The 21,040-nt window shown below is 64.8% G+C and carries 19 protein-coding genes; 11 read left to right on the forward strand and 8 right to left on the reverse strand.

Going from position 1 to position 21,040, the window contains the following annotated elements; translation table 11 throughout:
* Nucleotides 1-124: 124 nt before the first annotated feature.
* Together I6F24_RS11595 and I6F24_RS11600 are read right to left on the reverse strand one after the other, a co-directional pair.
* Nucleotides 125-1,804, reverse strand: coding sequence for a mucoidy inhibitor MuiA family protein (locus tag I6F24_RS11595; RefSeq protein WP_225149221.1), 1,680 nt, complete (start codon nucleotides 1,802-1,804; stop codon nucleotides 125-127).
* Between the two features lie 179 nt (nucleotides 1,805-1,983).
* On the reverse strand, nucleotides 1,984-2,592 hold the full coding sequence (locus tag I6F24_RS11600; RefSeq protein WP_225149222.1) for a response regulator: 609 nt from the start codon (nucleotides 2,590-2,592) through the stop codon (nucleotides 1,984-1,986).
* A gap of 200 nt (nucleotides 2,593-2,792) precedes the next feature.
* Here I6F24_RS11600 and I6F24_RS11605 point away from each other — a divergent pair, with 200 nt between their 5' ends.
* The gene (locus I6F24_RS11605; protein ID WP_225149223.1) at nucleotides 2,793-3,821 is read left to right on the forward strand and encodes an AraC family transcriptional regulator; all 1,029 of its coding nucleotides are present in this window, start codon (nucleotides 2,793-2,795) and stop codon (nucleotides 3,819-3,821) included.
* A gap of 2 nt (nucleotides 3,822-3,823) precedes the next feature.
* Here the strand turns inward: I6F24_RS11605 and I6F24_RS11610 are convergent, their stop codons facing one another.
* Entirely contained in the window at nucleotides 3,824-5,035 is a 1,212-nt protein-coding gene (locus I6F24_RS11610) for an NnrS family protein (RefSeq protein ID WP_225149224.1), read from the reverse strand.
* A 129-nt stretch (nucleotides 5,036-5,164) separates the two neighbouring features.
* Here I6F24_RS11610 and I6F24_RS11615 point away from each other — a divergent pair, with 129 nt between their 5' ends.
* Nucleotides 5,165-5,875, forward strand: a complete 711-nt coding sequence (locus I6F24_RS11615; RefSeq protein WP_036021991.1) for a Crp/Fnr family transcriptional regulator — start codon at nucleotides 5,165-5,167, stop codon at nucleotides 5,873-5,875.
* A 105-nt stretch (nucleotides 5,876-5,980) separates the two neighbouring features.
* On the opposite strand, the gene I6F24_RS11620 is transcribed toward I6F24_RS11615, so the two are convergent.
* Nucleotides 5,981-6,178: a DUF1858 domain-containing protein gene (locus tag I6F24_RS11620; protein ID WP_225149225.1), complete on the reverse strand. Its 198-nt coding sequence runs from the start codon at nucleotides 6,176-6,178 to the stop codon at nucleotides 5,981-5,983.
* A gap of 179 nt (nucleotides 6,179-6,357) precedes the next feature.
* The gene (gene hemN / locus I6F24_RS11625) at nucleotides 6,358-7,710 is read right to left on the reverse strand and encodes an oxygen-independent coproporphyrinogen III oxidase (protein ID WP_225139242.1); all 1,353 of its coding nucleotides are present in this window, start codon (nucleotides 7,708-7,710) and stop codon (nucleotides 6,358-6,360) included.
* A gap of 165 nt (nucleotides 7,711-7,875) precedes the next feature.
* Here hemN and I6F24_RS11630 point away from each other — a divergent pair, with 165 nt between their 5' ends.
* From I6F24_RS11630 to I6F24_RS11650, 5 genes are all read left to right on the forward strand, one after another.
* On the forward strand, nucleotides 7,876-8,076 hold the full coding sequence (locus tag I6F24_RS11630) for a hypothetical protein (RefSeq protein WP_057028036.1): 201 nt from the start codon (nucleotides 7,876-7,878) through the stop codon (nucleotides 8,074-8,076).
* Between the two features lie 302 nt (nucleotides 8,077-8,378).
* Complete coding sequence (nirK, locus tag I6F24_RS11635) at nucleotides 8,379-9,476, forward strand: copper-containing nitrite reductase (protein ID WP_225149226.1); 1,098 nt, start codon at nucleotides 8,379-8,381, stop codon at nucleotides 9,474-9,476.
* Between the two features lie 58 nt (nucleotides 9,477-9,534).
* Nucleotides 9,535-10,413 (forward strand): SUMF1/EgtB/PvdO family nonheme iron enzyme, encoded by an 879-nt coding sequence (locus I6F24_RS11640; RefSeq protein WP_036022002.1) that lies wholly within the window; start codon nucleotides 9,535-9,537, stop codon nucleotides 10,411-10,413.
* Between the two features lie 164 nt (nucleotides 10,414-10,577).
* Entirely contained in the window at nucleotides 10,578-11,603 is a 1,026-nt protein-coding gene (locus I6F24_RS11645; RefSeq protein WP_035998784.1) for a Fe(3+) ABC transporter substrate-binding protein, read from the forward strand.
* 67 nt (nucleotides 11,604-11,670) lie between these two features.
* Nucleotides 11,671-13,305, forward strand: coding sequence for an iron ABC transporter permease (locus I6F24_RS11650; protein WP_035998781.1), 1,635 nt, complete (start codon nucleotides 11,671-11,673; stop codon nucleotides 13,303-13,305).
* Between the two features lie 79 nt (nucleotides 13,306-13,384).
* On the opposite strand, the gene I6F24_RS11655 is transcribed toward I6F24_RS11650, so the two are convergent.
* Genes I6F24_RS11655 through I6F24_RS11665 form a run of 3 tightly spaced genes read right to left on the reverse strand, consistent with a single transcriptional unit; the run spans nucleotide 13,385 to nucleotide 15,418 of the window.
* A complete protein-coding gene (locus tag I6F24_RS11655; protein WP_225149227.1) occupies nucleotides 13,385-14,020 on the reverse strand; it encodes a GNAT family N-acetyltransferase in 636 nt (211 codons plus the stop codon).
* A 21-nt stretch (nucleotides 14,021-14,041) separates the two neighbouring features.
* Nucleotides 14,042-14,692, reverse strand: a complete 651-nt coding sequence (locus I6F24_RS11660) for a CoA transferase subunit B (RefSeq protein ID WP_035998776.1) — start codon at nucleotides 14,690-14,692, stop codon at nucleotides 14,042-14,044.
* 18 nt (nucleotides 14,693-14,710) lie between these two features.
* Nucleotides 14,711-15,418, reverse strand: coding sequence for a CoA transferase subunit A (locus I6F24_RS11665; protein ID WP_035998773.1), 708 nt, complete (start codon nucleotides 15,416-15,418; stop codon nucleotides 14,711-14,713).
* 288 nt (nucleotides 15,419-15,706) lie between these two features.
* On the opposite strand from I6F24_RS11665, the gene I6F24_RS11670 reads away from it, so the two are divergent.
* From I6F24_RS11670 to I6F24_RS11685, 4 genes are all read left to right on the forward strand, one after another.
* The gene (locus tag I6F24_RS11670) at nucleotides 15,707-17,590 is read left to right on the forward strand and encodes an AsmA family protein (protein ID WP_225141310.1); all 1,884 of its coding nucleotides are present in this window, start codon (nucleotides 15,707-15,709) and stop codon (nucleotides 17,588-17,590) included.
* A gap of 188 nt (nucleotides 17,591-17,778) precedes the next feature.
* The gene (locus tag I6F24_RS11675) at nucleotides 17,779-19,164 is read left to right on the forward strand and encodes an ABC transporter substrate-binding protein (protein ID WP_109142529.1); all 1,386 of its coding nucleotides are present in this window, start codon (nucleotides 17,779-17,781) and stop codon (nucleotides 19,162-19,164) included.
* A gap of 96 nt (nucleotides 19,165-19,260) precedes the next feature.
* The gene (locus I6F24_RS11680) at nucleotides 19,261-20,133 is read left to right on the forward strand and encodes a sugar ABC transporter permease (RefSeq protein ID WP_225149228.1); all 873 of its coding nucleotides are present in this window, start codon (nucleotides 19,261-19,263) and stop codon (nucleotides 20,131-20,133) included.
* Nucleotides 20,130-20,981: a carbohydrate ABC transporter permease gene (locus I6F24_RS11685; protein ID WP_035998760.1), complete on the forward strand. Its 852-nt coding sequence runs from the start codon at nucleotides 20,130-20,132 to the stop codon at nucleotides 20,979-20,981. The genes I6F24_RS11680 and I6F24_RS11685 overlap by 4 nt, the downstream gene beginning before the upstream one ends.
* Nucleotides 20,982-21,040 lie beyond the last annotated feature (59 nt).

Below are 21,040 nucleotides of genomic sequence, written 5' to 3' on the forward strand. Positions count from 1 at the left end.
GGCCTCTCTCCACACGCGAGATGGTCGAGAGACCTGTACCCCCTCACCCGGATTGCATCTTCGATGCAACCCGACCTCTCCCCGCAAGCGGGGCGAGGTGAAGCTGCGCCACCCGTGCAGGAAATCAGCCCGCCGGGACGATCACCATGCTCTTGTCCTTCGGCCAGCGGATGCGCCAGGCGAAGTTGATGTCGCGGGCCTCGCCGGGCTTGGCGTCGAACGACCATTCCAGCACGCCGCGCTTGTCGCGGATGTTGTTGGCGGTCGGCTGGGTGCTCGAGGGCAGCATCTCGACGACGATGTCCTCGTTCTCGCTGACCGGCAGCTGATCCTCGATCGCGACGCGAATCGGAAAATCATGCCCGTTGCGGATCGTGGTCTTGAACGAACGCTCGTCGGTCTTCGACGTCGTGACCAGGAGGCCTGCCGAGCCTTCGTTGCGCTTGAGCACGGCGCGTTCGATCTTGACCTTGTCGTCGGCGCCGAACCCGAGCCGCACGATGTCGTCCTTGGTGGACGCCGTGATCTTGCCGCGGCCGACGAAGGTGCCGTCGCGATAGATCGCGACCTTGCCCGGCAGCAGGGTCGTTTCGTCGGTCTGCTTGAAGCTGGCTTCCAGGAATGCGGTCGGATCCAGCACCGGCGCGGCGCGCACCGCGAGATCGGCGGGCACATTCACCGAAGCGATACGTAGGCTCTTGGCACCGTCGGCGGCGCCGAGGCTGACGCGGCCGGGAATCCTGAAGGTGGCCTGGAAGTCGCCGATCTCGGCGACGGCCTGTTGCTCGTCGGCGCGCTCGCGCAACTCGGTCGCTTCGGCAGCCTTGGACATGGGCTCGTACGAGCGCTGGCGAACAGTTGGCGCAGGCCGCGCTAGATCCGAGGCCGTGCCAAGGGCCATGGGCTTCGGCACTTGTGGATATTGCGCGATCAGCGAATGCAGCTCCGGAGCACTGCCGCCGCGGCTGATGCGCACGGTGGAGACGCCGAGCGTCACGTTCGACCAGTCCTCGCCGGTGGCCTGAGTCACCTCGGCGCGACGAACCAGTTCGAGCTGCGGCTTGCGATCCTTGGCGCCGGTATCGAGCCGCGCATCGTAGAGCGGCACCCAGCGCGCGTTGCGCACGGCATAGGTCACGCGCAGCGTCGCCTTGGTCGCGGCGGCCGAGGCGACGTCGATCCGCACTTCCAGCTTGCTCGGCGGCTTGGCCGAGCGCTCGGCTTCCAGTTGCGCGATCTGGCGGTCGAGCTCGCGCTGTTTTCGCGTGGCATCGCGAATTGCGCTGTCGGCGGTCGCGATCTCCTCGGCGACCGCGGCAAAGGCCGCGCGCCATTCAGCAATCGGGCGCGCCTCGCCCTTCTCGCCGAGGCCGGCCGGCGACGCCTCGGCAAAATGCTGCGCGAACTTGCGCCGGGCATTGGCCGAGTCGATCGCACCCTGCAGGTCGGCCCGTTGATCCCTCAGCGCTTCGATGCGCTTGTCGAGCTCGGGCAGGTTGACCGGCGGCGCGGCCTTCGGTGGGCGTGCATCGATCGTGCCGATGGTGAGCTTGGCGCCCGCCTCGCCTTCGACGCGGAGGGAAGATGGATCGAGCGAGAGCGGAAAATCCTTGGCCACCAGCGTCGAATCGCCGGAGGCGAGATCCAGCGAAATGATGCGGGTGACGGTTGCACCGTCGGGATAGACGGTGACCGTGTCGATCGTCGAATTGGCGTCCACATTGGCCGCCCATGACGGCGATGCGAGCGCCGTGGTCACCAGGACCAGGCCCGTGGTTGCCAAATATCCTGCGGTGATGCGCATAAAGTCCCTCCTGCCGGTATCGCCGCGTCGCCAGCCGGACGCGCGCGATGAGATGCCTCGCCATCGTGGTTGGACGCGGCAGGGAAGGAACCGGTTCGATTGAGACTTCCGTGGGGCGCCGCCGCGGCGGCACCATGTCTGTGGAAGGCTCGGTGGTCCGGGCGGCTTCAGGCCTGGGCCTAAGAGCCCTGGCCGAAAATGCGCCGGAGCAGATCGGTCACGTTCTTGGCGCCGGCCTTCTTCAGGACGCTGGCACGGTAACCTTCGACCGTCCGCGCGCTCAGATGCATCCGCCGGGCGATCCCCTTGTTAGTGAGGCCGGCGGCAAGATGCTCGAGCACGTCGGCTTCGCGCGCGGTCAGAGGCTCACAGCCCGGCAGCCAGCGTTGCCCGATCGCCCCGGGTTGCGCGAATTGATCGATGGCGGCATCGATCCGGTTGACAATGTCGTGGGTGCGGAACGGCTTTTCGATGAAGTCGGTCGCGCCGCTCTTGATGGCGTCGACCGCCATGGCGATGCTGCCATTCGCCGACGTCACCAGCACCGGCGCCATGCAATTCTCCTCGCGCAGCTGCCTGAGCACCTCGAGAGCGGAGCGATCCGGCGGCATCTCCAGCAGCACACAGGCCGGCATCCGCGTCTTGGCTTCCGAGAGCAGAGAGGCACCATCGGCAAAGCAGATCACGTCATAGGCGCTCTGTTCGAGCGCGGCGGAAAGTTGTTCGCGGGAGGCGGCGTCAGTGTCGATGACGAATACCTCGCCCTTGGAAAGCATGTTTCCCGGCATAGTCCCGATCCAGCAATGTCTTGGTCAAATGGCCCGAGACGGCCGGGGGCTCCGTCGCGCCCCGCCGTCATGCGCACGGCATTCACGCCAGTGCTTCGGTTTTCCTTATGTATGTTCCATCCGGTTCCTGGATTTGACGGATCGGGACAGAAACTTTACATTTCGGGACATCTGCGGGAATGCTGGCAGGAACGGTTTGCATGACCGACCTCATTCGCAGCGCAGGATTGAGCTGTTACCCCGAGGTCGCCCGGTCGGTCGGGCTCGACCCCAGCCAGATGATGCGCAAGGTCAGGCTGCCGCTGGCCTGCCTCGACCAGCCGGACATTCCCATCGCCGTCACCGGCCTGCGCCGCCTGCTCGAACTGTCGGCAAAGGCCTCCGGCGCCGAGGATTTCGGCCTGCGTCTCGCCGAGCGCGGCGGCCTCACCAATTTCGGCGCGGTCGGCCTGATCGTGCGCGAACAGGCGACCGTCGGCGAAGCGATCGAGGCGTTTTCGCGCTTCATCCATATCCATCACGACGGCATGCGGCTCGACGTCACGCGTGACGAGCGGACCGTGACCATCACGCTGCATTTGCGCGGCCGGCAGCCGCGCGCGCCGCGGCAGTCGATCGACATGGCGCTCGGCAGCGTTCACCGCATCATCCAGTCGCTGTTCGGCAGCGATTGGCGGCCGCTGGAAGTGCATCTGCACTACCCGCCGCCGCTCGACCGCAAGCGTTACCGCGACTTCTTCGGCTGCCGGGTGATCTTCAATGCGGACGACGATGCGATCCTGTTGTCGGCGCACGACATGCAGCGCCGGATCCCAAGCGCGCATCCCTTGATCGCGAGTTACTTGCGCAAGCGGATCGAGGCGATCGAGAGCAGGCCGGCAAGCTGGGAGGCGAAGGTCGACGAGGTGGTGCGGACCCTGCTCGCCAGCGGCGATTGCACGGTCGAGCGCGTCGCCGAGCATCTGGCCTGCACCCGCCGCACCATCCACCGCCGCCTCGCCGCATCGGGCACCAGCTTCTCGGCCATCCTGGACGCGCAGCGCGCCGATCTCGTGGTGCAGCTGATCGAGGATCACACCCGGCCGCTGGCCGACATCGCGGTGCAGCTCGGCTTCTCCGCGCAGAGCGCCATGGCGCGCTGGTTTCGCGGCCGCTTCGGCTGCACCATCACCGATTGGCGCAAGGGCGTGCGGCCTCGCTCCGCACCGCCCTCGGCAAGTGCAGCCTGACTTCAGCGCGCGGGGGCGGGCACGCCCATCGTGGCGAGCGCCCGCCGCCCGCTGCCGGCGAGCAGCGGACCGAACGCGACGGCAAATCCGAGGAAGGCGAGGATCCAGCCGCAGGCAGCGACGTACAGCAGCACGTCGCCATACGCGGGCAACACGACGGCACCGATTCGGGCCAGAGCCGCGATGACGATTGCAGCATAGATTGCCTGGACCGCCGGCGAAGCCGTCAGCGCCTGTCCGGTATGGCCGAGGCTGGCGCGGGTCATCACCGCGAGCGTCATCGTTCCCGCAGCACCCGCCATCCAGGCATGGATGCCGGCGCTCGGCGGCAGCTCGCCGAAGGCGGCCACAGCGTTCAGGATGAAGCCGAGCGGCACGAAGACATAACCGACATGCAGGATCAGCAGCAGCCGCTCCCGCGTGGTGCGGTCGCCGGCCCAGCGTGCAAGCCGAACCAGATGCAGCACGCCGACTGCCGCCATCGCGACGCCGGTGATCATGTTCAGCGGTGCCGCGATCCATGCGATCAGCGCCAGCGCGCTCAAGCCGATCACCGCGCCATCGAATCGTCCGAACGGCACCGGCAGGCGGCCGGGATTGAACTTGACCAGCCAGTTGCGGGTGAAGCTCGGAATGATGCGGCCGCCGATCAAGCCGATCAGCAGGACGACCACGCCGATGCCGACGCGGATGCTGACGTCGGCCGCGCCTGCGTAATGCGTCTCGACATGGAAGGCGACGTTGCCGGCGAGCAGAACCAGCACCAGCCCCACCACCGGCAGGTTGCGCCAGTTGCCGCCCGCGATGATCTCGCGCGTTGCGGCGGCAACGACCAATGCCAGGAACGCGGCATCGACGACCAGTGCAAACGTCCAACCGGTATTCGCCGACAGCGTCACCGCGACGCGTCCGGCAAGCCAGACCGTCACCAAGCCTGCGAGCGGCGCGCCCTGGATCGGCAGGCGCCCCGTCCAGTTCGGGATGGCGGTGAAGAGGAAGCCGGTGATGACGGCCGGCAGGAAGCCATAGAGCATCTCGTGGATGTGCCAATCGCGCGGCGCGAATGCGGAACTCACCGACAATTCGCCGTAGAACATCGGCAGCCAGACCAGGATCGACAACGCCGCCTGGATTGCGGCGAGCAGGAAAAAGGGGCGAAAGCTGTTCGCAAACAGCGGCCAGCCCGCAAAGTTGCGGGATCGGGCGCCAGCCATGGGTCAACTCCAATCAAATCAGACTGTTGCTTGGAAAAATACTGCCACCGGGCGGCCTCGTTTTGCGCTAACGCAAACTACCTGACGATTGCAGGTGCCATCACACTCCCTGATGCCAGGGGAGGCAGAATGGCCAAGGTCGACACATCGCTGGTTGCGCATTTGCCGCTGTTTGCGGGGATGACGCCGGAAGCTCTCGACGAGATCCTGCGTGAGGCCCGCTCGGCGCGCTATCCCAAGAACAGTGCGATTTTCGAGCAGGGGGCGGACGCGCAGTCCTTCTTCCTGCTGCTGCACGGCCATGTCCGCGCGGCCAAGACCACACCTGCCGGCGAGCAGATCGTGGTGCGCTATGTCACGCCCGGCGAGACGTTCGGGCTCGCGATGGCGATCGGAGCCGCGCGGTATCCGGCGACGGCCATGGCGGTCGACGACAGCGTCGTGCTGATCTGGCCGACTTCGGCCTGGCCGCGGCTGGTCGAGCGGTTTCCGGCGCTTGCCGCCAACACGCTCCAGACCGTCGGCACGCGGCTGCAGGAAAGTCACACCCGCATCCTGGAAATGTCGACCCAGCAGGTCGAGCAACGCGTCGCGCACGCGCTGCTTCGCCTCGCCAAGCAATCCGGCAAGAAGCTCGACCACGGCATCGAGATCGACTTCCCGATCAGCCGCCAGGACATCGCGCAGATGACGGGCACCACGCTGCACACCGTCAGCCGCATCCTGAGCGGCTGGGAGAGCCAGGGCCTGGTCGAGAGCGGCCGCCAGCGCATCATTCTGCGCGAGCCGCACAAGATTGTGGTTCTGGCGGAGCGGAGCGTCGACAGCGGCACGGCGTGAGAGACACCTCTCTGCTCAAGTGAGGGATGAGGCGCGCTTCCGCTTACGGCGAAAGCGCGCTCATCATCCGGGAACCCACGCACACCTGCGCGATTCCTGATCGTTTCACGCCGGCACGCACTCGATCAGCGCGGCGAGGAACTGGTCGCGGTCAATGCCATGCTCGCGGCAGGCGTCATCGACCGTGTGGAAGGTCGCGATCGGACAGCCGACGCAAGCCATCCTGAAGGCGAGAAACACGCGGATCGTGTGCGGCGCCGAATGCATGATGTCATCGACCAGATCGTCGGATCGGAAGGACATGGACAACTCCATTCCGATCGACGATAGCGACGCGGGACCGAGTTTCTTTGTTGGAGCGCAAGCTGGCTCGTCATTGCGGGGCGCGCGTAGCGCGAACCCGGAATCCATCGAGCAGCAACCAGTGCAGTGAAATGGATTCCGGGTTCGCGCCAAGAGGCGCGCCCCGGAATGACGGGGGGCTACACCGCCCGACTGTGCAACTGCTTGCCTGGATCCAGATGCGCATCGAACGCAGCGGCGACGCTGCGGACCAGGAAGCGCGAGTCCTTGGCGACAGCGAGTCGATCGCCCTCCACCCTCACGACGCCGTCGGAAATCAGCGGCTTCAGACGCGAGGCAGATTTCAGCATGGCGCCGGCCTCCGCGCCATGGCGCGCGCAGATGTCACCGAGATCGGCACCGAACTCGCACATGATGCGTTCGATAATGTCGGCGCGCAGCCGGTCGTCATCGGTGAGGCCGTAACCCTTCGCGGTGGCGAGGCGGCCGGCAGCGATGCTCTGCGAATAGGCGCCGATCTGCACCTCGTTCTGGACATAGCCCTGCGGCAGGTGCCCGATCGCGCTGGCGCCGAAGCCGAGCAGGACTTCGCTCCGGTCGGTGGTGTAGCCCTGGAAGTTGCGCCGCAGCGTGCCCTGCTCGAACGCCACGGCCATGGCATCGTCGGGCCGCGCGAAATGATCGAGCCCGATCTGCACGTAGCCGGCCTCTTTCAAGGCATTGGCGATGGCGCAGGCCTGGTCGTGGCGCGCAAGGCCGTCGGGCAACACGCCTTCATTGATCATGCGCTGGTGCTTCTTGAAGGCTGGCACGTGAGCATAGCCGAACACCGAGAAGCGGCTGGGTGAAAGCGCGAGGCTGCGTCGCACCGTCTCCAGGCACGAAGCCACTGTCTGGTGCGGCAGTCCGTAGATCAGGTCGAAGTTGACACCCTCGATCGCAGCGCCGCGGAGCATCTCGACCACGGAGGCCGTCTGCGCGAAGCTCTGCACACGGTTGATCGCCCGCTGCACCACCGGGTCGAAGCTCTGCACGCCGAGGCTCGCGCGGTTGACGCCGGAGAGCCGCATCGCCTCGACCATGTCCGCGCTCAATGTACGGGGATCGATCTCGACCGCGATTTCCGCCGAGGGCAGCACGAAGAATTCCTGGCGCATCGTCGCCATCAGCTCGGCAAAGGCGTCCGGCGCCATGATCGTCGGCGTACCGCCGCCGAAATGAATGTGCTCGACCTTGATGCGGTGGCCGATGGTTTCGGCCGTCAGCGCGATCTCTCTGCGTAGCGTCCGCTGGTAGCCGGCGATCAGTTCGTCGCGGCGGACGATCTGGGTATGGCAGCCGCAGTACCAGCACATCTCGCGGCAGAACGGCACGTGCAGATAGAGCGAGGCGCTGGCGGCCACGGGCAGCTCCGCCAGCCAGCGGGCATAGGCGTCCGGACCGATCGCCGGCGTGAAATGCGGTGCGGTCGGATAGCTGGTATAGCGTGGCAGGCGTTCCTCGCCGTAGATCGCCGCAAGATCAGCTCTCATAAGTTACCCATTCGTAAATGCCCGCCGCGCGCGAGACATCGCGGCAAATCACGGAATGAATTCAAATAACCCGGATCGGCGGACGCGGCTTTGCGCTCGCGCAAAGCGCGGATACCGGTTCCCGGCCATGGTGAGAAAAAATCGCGGCCATCCGGAGCGTTCGCCATGAGGCTTTTCGCACTCGAACTCATTCTCTCCCTGCTCGACGTCCGCGGCCATATCCCGCGTTTCGACGACTACCGGCCGGCCCCGGCCGCGCCGGCCCCCGCAGGCGCGGTGCGCGCCCTGGCGGCCGCGATCGCCGTCTTCGTCGCGCTGTCACTGGCGATCTGGGGATTGGTCTGGCTCGCCGTGAACCTGCTCTGAACGGACGCGCCTTCGCCAAGGCCTGTCTTGCGATCTCGTCCACGCGCATGAGCGGGGCAACCGAGATCGTCATCCAGCTTGAACATGCAAACGAGTTGCCGCTGAGTTGACGCTCGGCCTCGATCGGCATCGCGCCTGCGGACGCGGTGAGTTGCCATCGCCGACCCCGCTCCTTCGAGAAATCTAGGTCATGTTGCCGAACGCGAATCCGGCGGAAGCTTGTCGCAGCACAAACACGCTTGCCGCAATCGGCGCACACTGCACTCCGTCATCAAAACCATTTCAGATGAAGGATGCTTCCGATGTTCACCCGCAGAGCCGCATTGATCAGCGCCGCCGCGACCGCCCTGATGTTGGCGATCCCGGCTTTCGCCGCCGGCGATCTCAAGCTGCCGCGTCAGAAGGTAGAGCTGGTCGCTCCGCCCTTCGTGCACGCGCACGAGCAGGCCACGACACAGGGCCCCAAGATCGTCGAGTTCAGGATGACGATCGAGGAGAAGAAAGTCGTCATCGACGACAAGGGCACCACCTTCCAGGCGATGACGTTCAACGGCTCGATGCCGGGCCCGCTCATGGTCGTGCACGAGGGTGACTATGTCGAGCTGACGCTAGTCAATCCCGCGACGAACACCATGCCGCACAACATCGACTTCCATTCCGCGACCGGCGCGCTCGGCGGCGGCGAGCTCACGCTCATCAATCCCGGCGAGCAGGTCGTGCTGCGCTGGAAGGCGACCAAGACCGGCGTGTTCGTGTATCACTGCGCACCGGGCGGCCCGATGACCCCCTGGCACGTCGTCTCGGGCATGAACGGTGCCGTGATGGTGCTGCCGCGTGAGGGGCTGAACGACGGCAAGGGCCGCGCGCTGAAATACGACAAGATCTACTATATCGGCGAGCAGGACATGTACGTGCCGCGCGACGAGAAGGGCAACTTCAAGTCCTACGAATCGCCGGGCGAAGCCTTCACCGAGACCGAAGAGGTGATGAAGAAGCTGACCCCGACCCACGTCGTGTTCAACGGCAAGGTTGGCGCGCTCACCGGCAAGAACGCGCTCACCGCGAAGGTCGGCGAGAACGTGCTGATCGTGCACTCGCAGGCCAATCGCGACAGCCGTCCGCATCTGATCGGTGGCCACGGCGACTATGTCTGGGAGACCGGCAAGTTCGGCAACGCGCCCGAGGTCGGGCTCGAGACCTGGTTCATCCGCGGCGGCTCGGCGGGAGCTGCGCTGTACAAGTTCCAGCAGCCCGGCATCTACGCCTATGTCACGCATAACCTGATCGAGGCGGCCAGTCTCGGCGCCACCGCGCACTTCAAGGTCGAAGGCAAGTGGAACGACGATCTGATGATGCAAGTGAAGGCGCCTGCCGAAATACCTCCTGCCAGCACCAACTAGACGCGACGAAGGGGCCGGTCATCGCCGGCCCCTTTTTTCCTTCTGCGGAGGAATGATTGTGCTGATCGCATTCAAGCTCAAGCTGGCACTTGCCTGCGCGGCCGGGCTTGCGGGGCCGCTGGCCGTTGCGCCTCTGGTCTCGGAGCTGACGATGCGCCATGCCGTCGGCGAGCCGGCCTTGGTCGAGGTCGCCCCGGGCAGCTTCGCCTATCGCGAGGCCGGCGATTTCACCCGCGGCGGACAGCAGGCGGAAGCGCCGATGCGCACCATCCGGATCAACCGGCCGCTGCGCATCATGCGGAATCAGGTCGCTTCATCGGACTATCAGCATTGCGTGCAGGATGGCGCCTGCCGCGCACTCGATCGCGACGTGGCAATCGCCCCCGATCGTCCCGCAGTGCAGGTGAGCTGGCACGACGCCGAGGCCTATGCAGGCTGGCTGTCGCGCAAGACCGGCCATCAATACCGCCTGCCGAGCGACGAGGAATGGGCCTTTGCCGCCGGCTCCAGATTCCGGGATGACGGGGTACCGGTCGATGCAAGCGACCCTTCGAAGCGCTGGATCAGCCGCTATGAGCGCGAATCCGAACGCGACCTCTCCGACACCACGGCTCATCGCTTCGGCAAGTTCGGCCCGAACGAGCATGGCGTCGAAGACCTCGCCGGCAATATCTGGGAGTGGACCGCGACGTGCTTCGTGCGCTCGCGTGTCGATGATTCCGGCAATCCCGGCCGCGCGACCGTGAATTGCGGCGTGCGCGTCGCCGAGGGTGCGCACCGCGCCTATGTCACCGACTTCATCCGCGACGCCCGTGCCGGCGGCTGCGCCCAGGGCGTGCCGCCCGCCAATCTCGGCTTCCGCCTGGTGCGCGAGGAGACGTCGTGGCTGGCCAGCGTCTCGCAGCGCCTGAGCAAGATGAGGCCGGCAGGATCATAGGGCGCCAATTATTTCCCATGACCGTCGCTTCAGTATTAGAATGAGTCTAAAAGATACTTTGGAATTGCTCTAAGCTTATGCTCTCGCGACATCGCGTCGCTAACGTTGGCCCCCCGCCTGCGCTACTCAATCGGCGTTCAATCTCGCGCCTGGGAGCAGCCCTTATGATCTATCTTCGCGTCCTCGCCGCGTCTGCGGCGGTGTTGAGCCTGACCACGTCTTTCGTGTCGGAGGCCGCCGCCAATGGCGAGGTCAACGTCTATACCTACCGCGAGACCAAGCTGATCCAGCCGCTGTTCGATGCGTTCACCAAGGACACGGGCATCAAGGTCAACGTCGTCTCCGCAAGCTCCGGTCTGGAGCAGCGCATGAAGGCGGAAGGGGCCAACAGTCCGGCCGACGTGCTGCTGACGGTGGACATCGGCCGCATCGACGAGGCCGTGCAGGCCGGCGTCACCCAGCCGATCAAGTCGGAGGCGGTCGACAAGGTCGTGCCGGCGCAATATCGCGATCCGGACGGACACTGGGCCGGCATCTCCATGCGCGCGCGCGTGATCTATGCCTCGAAGGATCGCGTCAAGCAGGACAAGATCACCTATGAGGAGCTCGCCGATCCCAAGTGGAAGGGCAAGATCTGCATTCGCTCGGGCCAGCACATCTATAACAACGCGCTGTTCGCGGCCTACGCGGCCAAGTACGGCGAAGCCAAGGCCGAGGAATGGCTGCGCGGCCTGAAGGCCAATCTCGCGCAGAAGCCGTCGGGCGGCGATCGCGAAGCCGCGCGTGACGTCGCCGCCGGCAAATGCGATATCGGCATCGGCAACACCTATTACTGGGCGCTGATGATGAACAACGATCCCGAGAAGAAGCCGTGGGCGGAGGCGACCCGCGTCATCCTGCCGACCTTCGAGGGCGGCGGCACCCACGTCAACCTCTCCGGCGTGCTGCTCGCCAAGAACGCGCCCAACAAGGCCAACGGTACCAAGCTGATCGAGTGGCTCGTCAGCGAGCAGGCGCAGCAGATGTATGCCGACCAGAACTACGAATATCCGGTTCGGAGCGGTGTCGCCGTCAATGCGACCATCGCCGGCTACGGCAAGCTCGTCCCGGATCCGTTGCCGATCGCAAAGATCGCCGCCAACCGCAAGGCTGCGGCCTCGCTGGTGGACAAGGTCGGCTTTGACAACTGATCTCTGGCGGCCCACGTCTATCGAACTGCTGGAAGCTACGAGCACACGGCCTCGATCGAGGGGCCGTGTGCGGGCCGGTCGCGCCGCAACCGCCATCGCGATCGCAACCGCGGTCCTGGTCGCGGCGCCCGTGATCTCGATCGTTTCGCTGGCTTTGCAGCCGGCATCCGATGTGTGGCACGACCTGATCAACTACGTGCTGCCGGCCGCCCTTCTCGACACTGCCCTTCTGCTCGTCGGGGTCGGCGCGGTCACACTTTTGATCGGCGCCGGCACTGCATGGGTGATGTCGCGCCACGATTTTGCCGGCCGGGGCATGCTGCTGTGGCTGATGCCGCTGCCGCTGGCGATTCCGACCTATCTTGCGGCGTACGTCTATGCCGATCTGTTCGAACCGCTAGGCCTGGTGCATCGCACCCTGGCGACCTGGCTGCCGCTGGGCGATGCCCTCGGCCTTCTGCCCAACCTCCGCTCGTTGCCGGGCGCCATCTTCGTGATCGGGCTCGTGCTCTACCCTTACGTCTATCTCTCGGCGCGTGCGACGTTCCAGGTTCAGTCAGCCGAATTCGCGGAAGCGGCCACGACGCTGGGCGCCGGCCGATGGACCATCTTGTGGCGCGTTTCACTGCCGATGGCGCGGCCGGCGCTGGCGGTCGGCGTGGCGCTGGTCGCGCTGGAAACGCTCAACGACATCGGAGCCAGCGAATATCTCGGCATCCGCACGCTGACGGTCTCGATCTTCACCACTTGGCTCAACCGCGGCAGCCTTGCCGGTGCAGCGCAGCTCGCATGCCTGATGCTTGCGATCGTCGCCGGCCTGATCGCGATGGAGCGTTACGGCCGTCGCAACGCCAGCATCGAATTCTCGGCCGAAAGCCCGCATGTGAGGCGGCGAACCCCGCTGTCGGGCGCAAGAGCGTCGATCGCGTTCGCCGTCTGCGTGCTGCCGGTGCTGATCGGTTTCGTGGTCCCGCTGCTCTATCTGGCGCATCAGGCTCTCGGCCGCGGCCTGCTTGCAAATTTCGACCCGCTGCTGTGGCGCCACACCTTCCATTCGTTTGCCTTTGCAGGGCTCGCAACGCTCATGGCCTTGATGCTTGCGCTCGCCACGACGATCGCGCATCGCTTGCGGCCGGATCCTCTGCGATATGTCGCGCTGAGCATCGCGCAGGCCGGATACGCGCTGCCGGGTCTCGTCATCGCTCTCGGCCTGCTCACCCCGGTCCTGGCGGTCGACAATGCGCTGAGCGCGGTCGCGACCTGGACCGGACGTTCGCTTCCGGGTCTGGTCCTGGTCGGCTCCGGGATGGCCGTCGTGATCGCCTACACGATTCGTTTTCTGGCTGTGCCGGTCGGCATGATCAAGGCCGGGTTCGACAGCATTCCGAGCGACTATGACGAGAGCGCACGCGCGGTCGGCGCCGGCCAGGGGGTCATGTTGAGGCAGATCTATCTGCCGTTGCTCCGGCCCGCGATGCTTGGCGCCGTCATCATCATGTTCGTCGACTGCCTGAAGGAGCTGCCGGCAACGCTGCTCCTGCGGCCCCTCAACGTCGAAACGCTGTCCACGTCAATCTACCAGTACGCAAGCCGCGGCAATTTCGAGGACGGCGCGCTCGCGGCCCTCCTGATCATCGCGGCCAGCATCGGCCCGGTTGCCTGGCTAACCCGGTTCTCCGAGGTGCCGAGCGGCCCCGCTTGAAGGGGCAACGTCCGCACATTCATGGCGCTTCGACCAATTGATAGCAAACGCTTGGTTGTCGCCGGCGCCTGCAACCTGCTCAAATCTTTCGCGCGAACATGCGAAAACCGGGCGCGCCGATGATTGCCTCGAAATTCGGGTCGCGCTTCTCTTCCGCGAAGACAAAACCCGCCTTCGCGTAGGCGCGCTCGGCCGGCTCGTTGCCGATCAGGAATGATATCGTCGCCCGGGCAAACCCAGCTGCGCGCCCTTTGTCCAGCGCATGCGCGATCAACGCCTGCATCAAGCCACGACCACGATAGGCAAGGTCGGTCGCGACATGCTCGATCATCCAGTCGCCCTCGCCGCCCTGGACCCAGCAAGCTCGCGAATAGGCACCGCGCTGGCGGATGGCGTCGAGCTCTGACGCCGTCAACCCAATTGAGAGACCGACCTCTTCGACCGCGCGCCATGCCGCCGGTCCGGTGCCGGCTGCCGGCACGGCGCAAAGTGCAGCAGCGGGCTTGCCATCAATCTCGGCGACCAGGAACTGCGAAAAATGCCACATCGACACCGCCCGTGCGACGGCGACGCGCGCGACGAAAGCGAGGCAGTCCGCTTCCGGCCAGCCGAGCGCCACGTCGAACCAGCCGCGCGGCCGGTGGCCGCGCATCGAATTCAGGATGGTTTGTGCGATGAATTCGGCATCTTCGGGACGCGCGGACCGTATCGTCATGCGCGCCCCTTTACGACGACCCTACGTGTTCTTCAGCGCGACGCGGAATTCGGCTTCGGTCTTGGACTTGATCTCGTCGAGCGTGACGCCGTCGGCGAGCTCGATCAGCGCCATGCCGCCATCGCCGTGCTTGTCGATGGTGAAGACGGCAAGATCAGTGACGACCATGTCGACGACGCGCTCGCCGGTCAGCGGCAGATTGCACCTCTTCAGGAGCTTCGGGCCGTCCTTGGCCGAATGCTCCATCACCACCACGACGCGCTTGACGCCTGCGACGAGATCCATCGCGCCGCCCATGCCCTTGACCATCTTGCCGGGGATCATCCAGTTGGCGAGATCGCCGTTCTGGGCCACCTGCATGGCGCCGAGGATCGAGAGATCCATGTGGCCGCCGCGGATCATGCCGAAGGAATCCGCGCTCGAGAAATACGAGGTCGACGGCAGCTCGCTCACCGTCTGCTTGCCGGCGTTGATGAGATCGGCGTCTTCCTCGCCCTCATAGGGGAACGGCCCCATGCCGAGCATGCCGTTCTCGCTCTGCAAGGAGACGTCCATGCCATCGGGGATGTAGTTCGAGACCAGCGTCGGGATGCCGATGCCGAGATTGACGTAGTAGCCGTCGCGCAATTCCTTCGCGGCGCGCGCGGCCATCTGTTCACGGGTCCAGGCCATGTGAGTCTCCTGTTGCGCTTAAGCGGCGGTACGCGGGCGGGTGTTGCGGAATTCGATGCGCTTCTTGGCCGTGCCGACCTCGACGATGCGCTTCACGAAGATGCCGGGCGTGTGGATGTGGTCGGGATTGAGTTCACCGGCGGGAACCAGATGCTCGACCTCGGCCACCGTGATCTTCGCGGCGGTCGCCATCATCGGGTTAAAGTTGCGCGCGGTCTTGCGGTAGATCAGGTTTCCGGCGGTGTCGCCCTTCCAGGCGTGCACGATGGCGAGGTCGGCGAACAGGCCGCGCTCCATCAGGTACTTCTCGCCGTCGAATTCCTTCACTTCCTTGCCTTCGGCGATCAGCGTGCCGACGCCGGTCTTGGTGTAGAAGGCCGGGATGCCGGCGCCGCCGGCGCGGATGCGCTCGGCCAGCGTGCCCTGCGGATTGAACTCGAGTTCCAGCTCGCCGGCGAGGTATTGCTGGGCGAACAGCTTGTTCTCGCCGACATAGGACGAGATCATCTTCTTGATCTGGCGGGTTTCGAGCAGGCGGCTGAGGCCGATGCCGTCGACGCCGGCATTGTTGGAGACCACGGTCAGGCCCTTGACGCCGGAATCCCGGATCGCGTCCGACAGCTCCTCGGCAATGCCGCAGAGGCCGAAGCCGCCCGACATGATCATCATGTTGTCTTTTAGAATGCCTGACAGCGCCGACTTGGCGTCGGGATAGACCTTGTTCATGCAAAAAACCTCGACTGAACCTTGGGCTGGCGGGCGTCGCGCCTCATTGGCGGCGATTATTAGGCGAAATCGTCCGAAGCCGTCAATGATACGGGGTTCTCCGCTCCGCCCCCGGGTGATAGAAGCTGCCCATGCCGTGGGCATAACCGCGCAGCGGCCTTGAAAGCGTCAAGAAAACCCATCAAGTTGCGGTACTTAACACCATAGGATCTGGGCGTTCGGCACAGACGTTACGCGGCCCGCCCTTCTGGCTCCAACGACCAACCCGATCAGGACATGCCATTGACCATGGCCCAAGGAATGAAGCGCCTCGGGACGCCGATCGCGGCGCTGCTCGGCGTCGCGCTGATCGCCCTGATCGCGACCTCCTGGCTCATCAACCGCGACGCGCTGCGCAAGGCGGTCGAAGCGCAGATCCGCGACGTCACCGGGCTCGAGCTCAATGTCGCAGGCAGCATCGAGATCTCGGTGCTTCCGGCGAGCTACATCTCCTTCCGCGACGTCGGCCTCAAGGGCGGCGGCACCAGCGCCCCCGCGCTCCAGGTCGACGTGCTCACCGCGAATTTGCGGCTGCTGCCGCTCCTGCTGCAGCGTTTCGAGATCGCCGACCTGACGCTGCTGCGGCCGCGCATCCACGTCAGCCTGAAGCCGGACGGCGAGAGCAACTGGACGCCCTTCATCCAGACCATCGCACGCACCATGAAGCCGGGGGCCGAGAACCAGGTCTCGTTCTCCGAAATCCGCATCCAGGACGGCGTGCTCGATTACGAGGACGTTGCCACGCGTGCCACCGAGAAGCTCGAGGACATCGACCTGTCGCTGGCCTGGCCTTCGATCTCGCGCTCCTTTGCCGCGACCGGACAGTTCGACTGGCGCGGCGAGCGCGTCGACGGTTCGATCAGCTTTTCCGATTTCGTGGCCGCCCTCTCCGGCGACCGCTCCGGCCTGAAGGCGCGCATCGCCAGCGCGCCGCTCAAGCTCGCCTTCGACGGCAGCGTCGCCAATCGCACCAGCCCGATGATGGAGGGCACGCTCACAGTGGACAGCCCGTCCTTGCGCAACGCGCTGCGCTGGACCGGACAGCCGCAGCCCGGCAGCGGCGGCTTCGGCCGCTTCGTGCTGAAGGCGCGCGCCAACGTCGTCGGCGCCTCGATCGCGCTCACCAATGTCAACGTCGAGCTCGACGGCAATGCCGCCGAAGGCGTCATGACCTACGCCAATAACGGCCGGCAGACGCTGCAGGCCACGCTCGCCGCCGACGCGCTCGACTTCACACCTTATATCTCGACGTTCCGCCTGCTCGCGAGCGGCGCGCGCGACTGGAACAGGCAGCTGTTCGACCTCCAGGGATTGTCGACCACCGATCTCGACATGCGCCTGTCGGCGGCCAAGCTGACGGTCGGGCCCACGCGGCTCGGCCGCACCGCGATCGGCGCCAATTTGCGCAATGGCACGCTGGCGCTCTCGGTCGGCGAGGCGCAGGTCTATGGCGGTATCGCGAAAGGCTCGTTCGGCATCGCGCGGTCCGATACGGTCGCCGACATCAAGGCGCAATTCCAGTTCACCGACGTCGATCTGCAGGCCTGCGCCACCGAGCTGTTCGGCCTCAACAAGCTGTCCGGCCGCGGCAACATCAACGTCTCGCTGTTCGCCTCGGGCTCGAGCCCGTTCGGCCTCGTGCAGTCGCTCGACGGCAGCGCCACCGTGACCGGGCATAACGGCGCGATCGCGGGCTTCAATGCCGAGCAGCTGCTGAAGCGGCTGGAGCGGCGGCCGCTGTCGGGCGGCGGCAATTTCCGCAGCGGCTCGACGCCATACGACAAGCTCACGATCGCCGTGAAATTCTCCGACGGCATCGCAACCGCCGAAGACATCCGCATCGAAGGCCCGGCGGCCAAGATCACGCTGACCGGCACCGCCTCGGTGCCGACCCGCGAATACGACATGAAGGGCGTGGCGAGCCTCAACACGGCGTCCGGCTTTCAATTGCCCTTCATGGTGCAGGGCCCCTGGGACGATCCCCTGATCTTCCCCGATCCCGAAAGCCTGATCCGGCAGTCGCCGGCGGCGTCTCCCTTCCTCGATCTCCTCAAGCAACGCATCACGGGTGGAAAGCGCCCGGAGGGATCGCCGACCGCCCAAAATGCGAAAGAGGGCGCGAAGTCGAACTGACGATTGTGCGCCGTGGGGCGCGCGCGAATTGATCCCGGTGAATTGATGCGGCGATTGGATCGATGCGCGCATGATGCATCTCCGACGCGCTACGACCTTGGTCCGACAAGATGCGTTGATTGCGCTACCACCATGCGCTAGTGTTTTATACGACCGGTTAAAACACCGGCCGTTTGAGGGAGAAAAACGTGAAATCCAAGGTTATTGGCGCAGTTTCATTGGCGGTCGCTGCGGTTGGGCTGTTTGCCGCCACTGCGCCCGCATTTGCACAACAGAAGACGATCACGGTCTGGTGGGTCAAAGGCTTTTACAAGTCCGAGGACGAAGCGCTCGCCGAGACGATCAAGAAGTTTGAAGCCAAGACCGGCATCAAGGTCGAATTGTCGCAATACGCGATCCAGGACATGATTCCGAAGACCGTCGCAGCGCTCGATGCGGGCACCGTGCCCGACGTCGCCTATTCCGACAGCTACGACGTGCAGGTACAGGGCAAGTGGGCCTATGAGGGCAAGCTCGAGGACCTCACCGACGTCATGGAGCCGATCAAGGGCCGGTTCGTGCAGAACACGCTGGACGCCTCGATCCTCTACAACGACGTCGCCAAGAAGAAGGCCTATTACGGCTTCCCGCTGAAGCAGCAGAGCATGCACGTCCAGATCTGGAACGACATGCTGGAGAAAGCCGGCTTCAAGCAGAGTGACATCCCGAACGACTGGACCGGCTACTGGAGCTTCTGGTGCGACAAGGTGCAGCCGGCGATCCGTAAGGCCACAGGCCAGCGCATCTATGCCGTCGGCCAGCCGATGGGCGTGGAATCCACCGACTCGTTCCAATCGTTCTACACCTTCATGGACGCCTACCACGTCAAGCTGGTCGACGACGACGGCAAGCTGCTGGTCGACGACCCCAAGGTCCGCGACGGCCTGATCAAGGCGCTGAAGGACTACACCGACACCTACACCAAGGGCTGCGCCCCGCCCTCCGCGACCACCTGGAAGGACCCGGACAACAATGTCGCCTTCCACAACAAGACGATCGTGATGACCCACAACTTCACGATCTCGATCGCAGCAAAATGGTACGAGGAGTCACAGAACCAGAACCTCACGCCGGAACAGCGCGAGGCCGGCAAGAAGGCTTATGAGCAGGACATCGTCACGGCGTCCTTCCCCAAGGCTCCCGATGGCTCGACCATCAAGTATCGCTCCGACGTCAAGACGGGTCTGATCTTCACCGCGGCCAAGAACAAGGCCGAGGGCAAGCAGTTCCTCAACTTCCTGCTGCAGGAAGAGAACATCCGTCCCTACATCGAGGGCGCGCTCGGCCGCTGGTTCCCGGTGACGAAAGAAAGCCAGGAAAGCCCGTTCTGGCAGGCCGACAAGCACCGCAAGGCCGTCTACACCCAGTTCAAGGGCGGCACCTCTCAGTTCGACTTTACCAGGAACTGGAAGTTCACGATCTTGAACAATGAGAACGTGTGGGCGAAGGCGATGAACCGCGTCGTCAGTGAGAAGGTTCCGGTCGACAAGGCTGTCGACGAACTCATCGCCCGCATCAAGCAGGTCGCGGGCTGAGTCGTCCGCCCATCTCTCCGCGTTGCGGGGGAGAGTGCAACAACAACAACACCGGCCGCGTCTCGCGGCCGGCTTCTCTTTGAAGAGTCCGAAAGAATGGCGATCACGCTCTCTGGCGATCAGGCAATACCCGGCCCGCCCCTGTCGTCGCGGCTGACCCCGGCGCAGGTCTGGGGCATCCTCCTGCTAACACCTTATCTGCTCGTCTTCCTTGCCTTTGTCGTCTATCCCGTCTGCTACGGGCTCTGGCTGGCACGCGATCCGGCGAACTATGTGGCGCTGTATCACGACCCGGTCTTCGCGCGCGCTGCAATCAACACGCTGATCTTCCTGGTCGTCGGCATCAACATCAAGATGATGATTGCGCTGTTCCTGTCCGGCTTCTTCGCGCAGCAGCGCACCTGGATCAGATGGCTGTCGGTGATCTTCATCCTGCCTTGGGCGGTGCCGTCGATCCCGACCATCCTGTCGGTGCGCTTCATGCTCAATCCCGAATGGGGCATGGTCAACCACTTCATCTTCTCCCTGACCGGCGATGACGGCCCGAACTGGCTGAACGACCCGACCGTCGCGCTGTGCATGGCGATCGCCGTGCACATCTGGAAGTCGCTGCCGTTCTGGACGCTGATCCTGATCACCGGGCGCCTTGCGATCTCGCACGATCTGTTCGAGGCCGCCGAGGTCGACGGTGCCAGCTGGTGGCAGAAATTCCGCTACATCACCTGGCCGTCGATGCAGACGCTCTACGTCACCTGCACGCTGCTCTCGATGATCTGGACGCTGGGCGATTTCAACAGCGTCTACCTGCTCACCGGCGGCGGACCTGCCGACCTCACGCACGTGCTGGCGACGCTCGGCATCCGCTATCTTCGGCTCGACCAGCTCTCGCTCGCGATGGCATCCATCGTCTGCGCGATGCCGTTCGTCCTGCCACTGGTTTACTTCATGATGAAACGGTTGTCGCGATGAAGCTTCCCTCCCTCCGTGACGTCGCGACGGAAGCGCGGCTGCTGCTGATCGGCATTCCCGTCTTCCTGTGGACGATGATCCCGATCTACCACATGTTCCTGTTCGCGATCTCCCCGAAGGAGGACGCGTTCTCGGGCAAGCTGTGGCCGGACCATCCGACGCTGCACAACTTCGAAATCGTGTTCAAGCAGCAGCACTACTTCCTGCGCGACTTCTACGCCCAGTTCTGGAATTCGACGCTGATCGCAGTCTCCGTGGGCGTGCTCACGCTGTTCATCGCGACCGCCGCGGCGTTCGCGATTTCGCGATTGAAGGTGCCGGGCGGCCGCGCCGTGCTGAACCTCGCGCTCTTCACCTATTTCATTCCGGCGGCGTTCCTCGCGGTCCCGATGTATCGCACGATGGGCAATTACGGCCTGCTCAACAATCACTGGTCGCTGATCCTGGCCATGGTGACGATCGCCTCGCCTTACGCGATCTGGGTGCTGAAGCAGGCCTCGGACAAGCTGCCGGTGGAGCTGGACGAAGCCGCGGTGATGGACGGCGCCACCACGCTGCAGATCTTCCGCCTGGTCTATTTGCCGCTGATGATGCCCTCGCTGGTCGCGATCGGCACCTATGCGGTGCTGCTGGCCTGGAACGAGTATCTCTACGCGTTCCTGCTGCTGTCGAACGACCGCGACATCACCCTTCCCGTCGCGCTCGGCAACTTCCTCGCCGCCGACGACTCGCCGTGGGAGCTGCTGATGACGACGGGCTTCATCTACGCGCTGCCGCCGGCCGCGGTCTATTACGCCTTCCGCCGCTACATGGTGGGCGGGCTCACGGCGGGTGCGGTGAAGTCGTAAATGGGCTGTCATTCCGGGATGGTCCGAAGGACCAGACCCGGAATCTCGAGCTTCTCAGG

It is taken from the genome of Bradyrhizobium sp. BRP23 (genome assembly GCF_020194135.1).
Taxonomy (GTDB): domain Bacteria; phylum Pseudomonadota; class Alphaproteobacteria; order Rhizobiales; family Xanthobacteraceae; genus Bradyrhizobium; species Bradyrhizobium yuanmingense.

Bases quoted from the DNA above. Each gene is read 5' to 3' on its own strand.
- I6F24_RS11630 (WP_057028036.1), top strand. From the start codon at position 7,876: ATGAGGCTTTTCGCACTCGAACTCATTCTCTCCCTGCTCGACGTCCGC.
- I6F24_RS11605 (WP_225149223.1), top strand. From the start codon at position 2,793: ATGACCGACCTCATTCGCAGCGCAGGATTGAGCTGTTACCCCGAGGTC.
- I6F24_RS11595 (WP_225149221.1), bottom strand. From the start codon at position 1,804: ATGCGCATCACCGCAGGATATTTGGCAACCACGGGCCTGGTCCTGGTG.
- I6F24_RS11670 (WP_225141310.1), top strand. From the start codon at position 15,707: ATGGCCCAAGGAATGAAGCGCCTCGGGACGCCGATCGCGGCGCTGCTC.
- I6F24_RS11600 (WP_225149222.1), bottom strand. From the start codon at position 2,592: ATGCCGGGAAACATGCTTTCCAAGGGCGAGGTATTCGTCATCGACACT.
- I6F24_RS11610 (WP_225149224.1), bottom strand. From the start codon at position 5,035: ATGGCTGGCGCCCGATCCCGCAACTTTGCGGGCTGGCCGCTGTTTGCG.
- I6F24_RS11655 (WP_225149227.1), bottom strand. From the start codon at position 14,020: ATGACGATACGGTCCGCGCGTCCCGAAGATGCCGAATTCATCGCACAA.
- I6F24_RS11615 (WP_036021991.1), top strand. From the start codon at position 5,165: ATGGCCAAGGTCGACACATCGCTGGTTGCGCATTTGCCGCTGTTTGCG.
- I6F24_RS11660 (WP_035998776.1), bottom strand. From the start codon at position 14,692: ATGGCCTGGACCCGTGAACAGATGGCCGCGCGCGCCGCGAAGGAATTG.
- I6F24_RS11620 (WP_225149225.1), bottom strand. From the start codon at position 6,178: ATGTCCTTCCGATCCGACGATCTGGTCGATGACATCATGCATTCGGCG.
- I6F24_RS11645 (WP_035998784.1), top strand. From the start codon at position 10,578: ATGATCTATCTTCGCGTCCTCGCCGCGTCTGCGGCGGTGTTGAGCCTG.
- hemN (WP_225139242.1), bottom strand. From the start codon at position 7,710: ATGAGAGCTGATCTTGCGGCGATCTACGGCGAGGAACGCCTGCCACGC.
- I6F24_RS11685 (WP_035998760.1), top strand. From the start codon at position 20,130: ATGAAGCTTCCCTCCCTCCGTGACGTCGCGACGGAAGCGCGGCTGCTG.
- nirK (WP_225149226.1), top strand. From the start codon at position 8,379: ATGTTCACCCGCAGAGCCGCATTGATCAGCGCCGCCGCGACCGCCCTG.
- I6F24_RS11665 (WP_035998773.1), bottom strand. From the start codon at position 15,418: ATGAACAAGGTCTATCCCGACGCCAAGTCGGCGCTGTCAGGCATTCTA.
- I6F24_RS11680 (WP_225149228.1), top strand. From the start codon at position 19,261: ATGGCGATCACGCTCTCTGGCGATCAGGCAATACCCGGCCCGCCCCTG.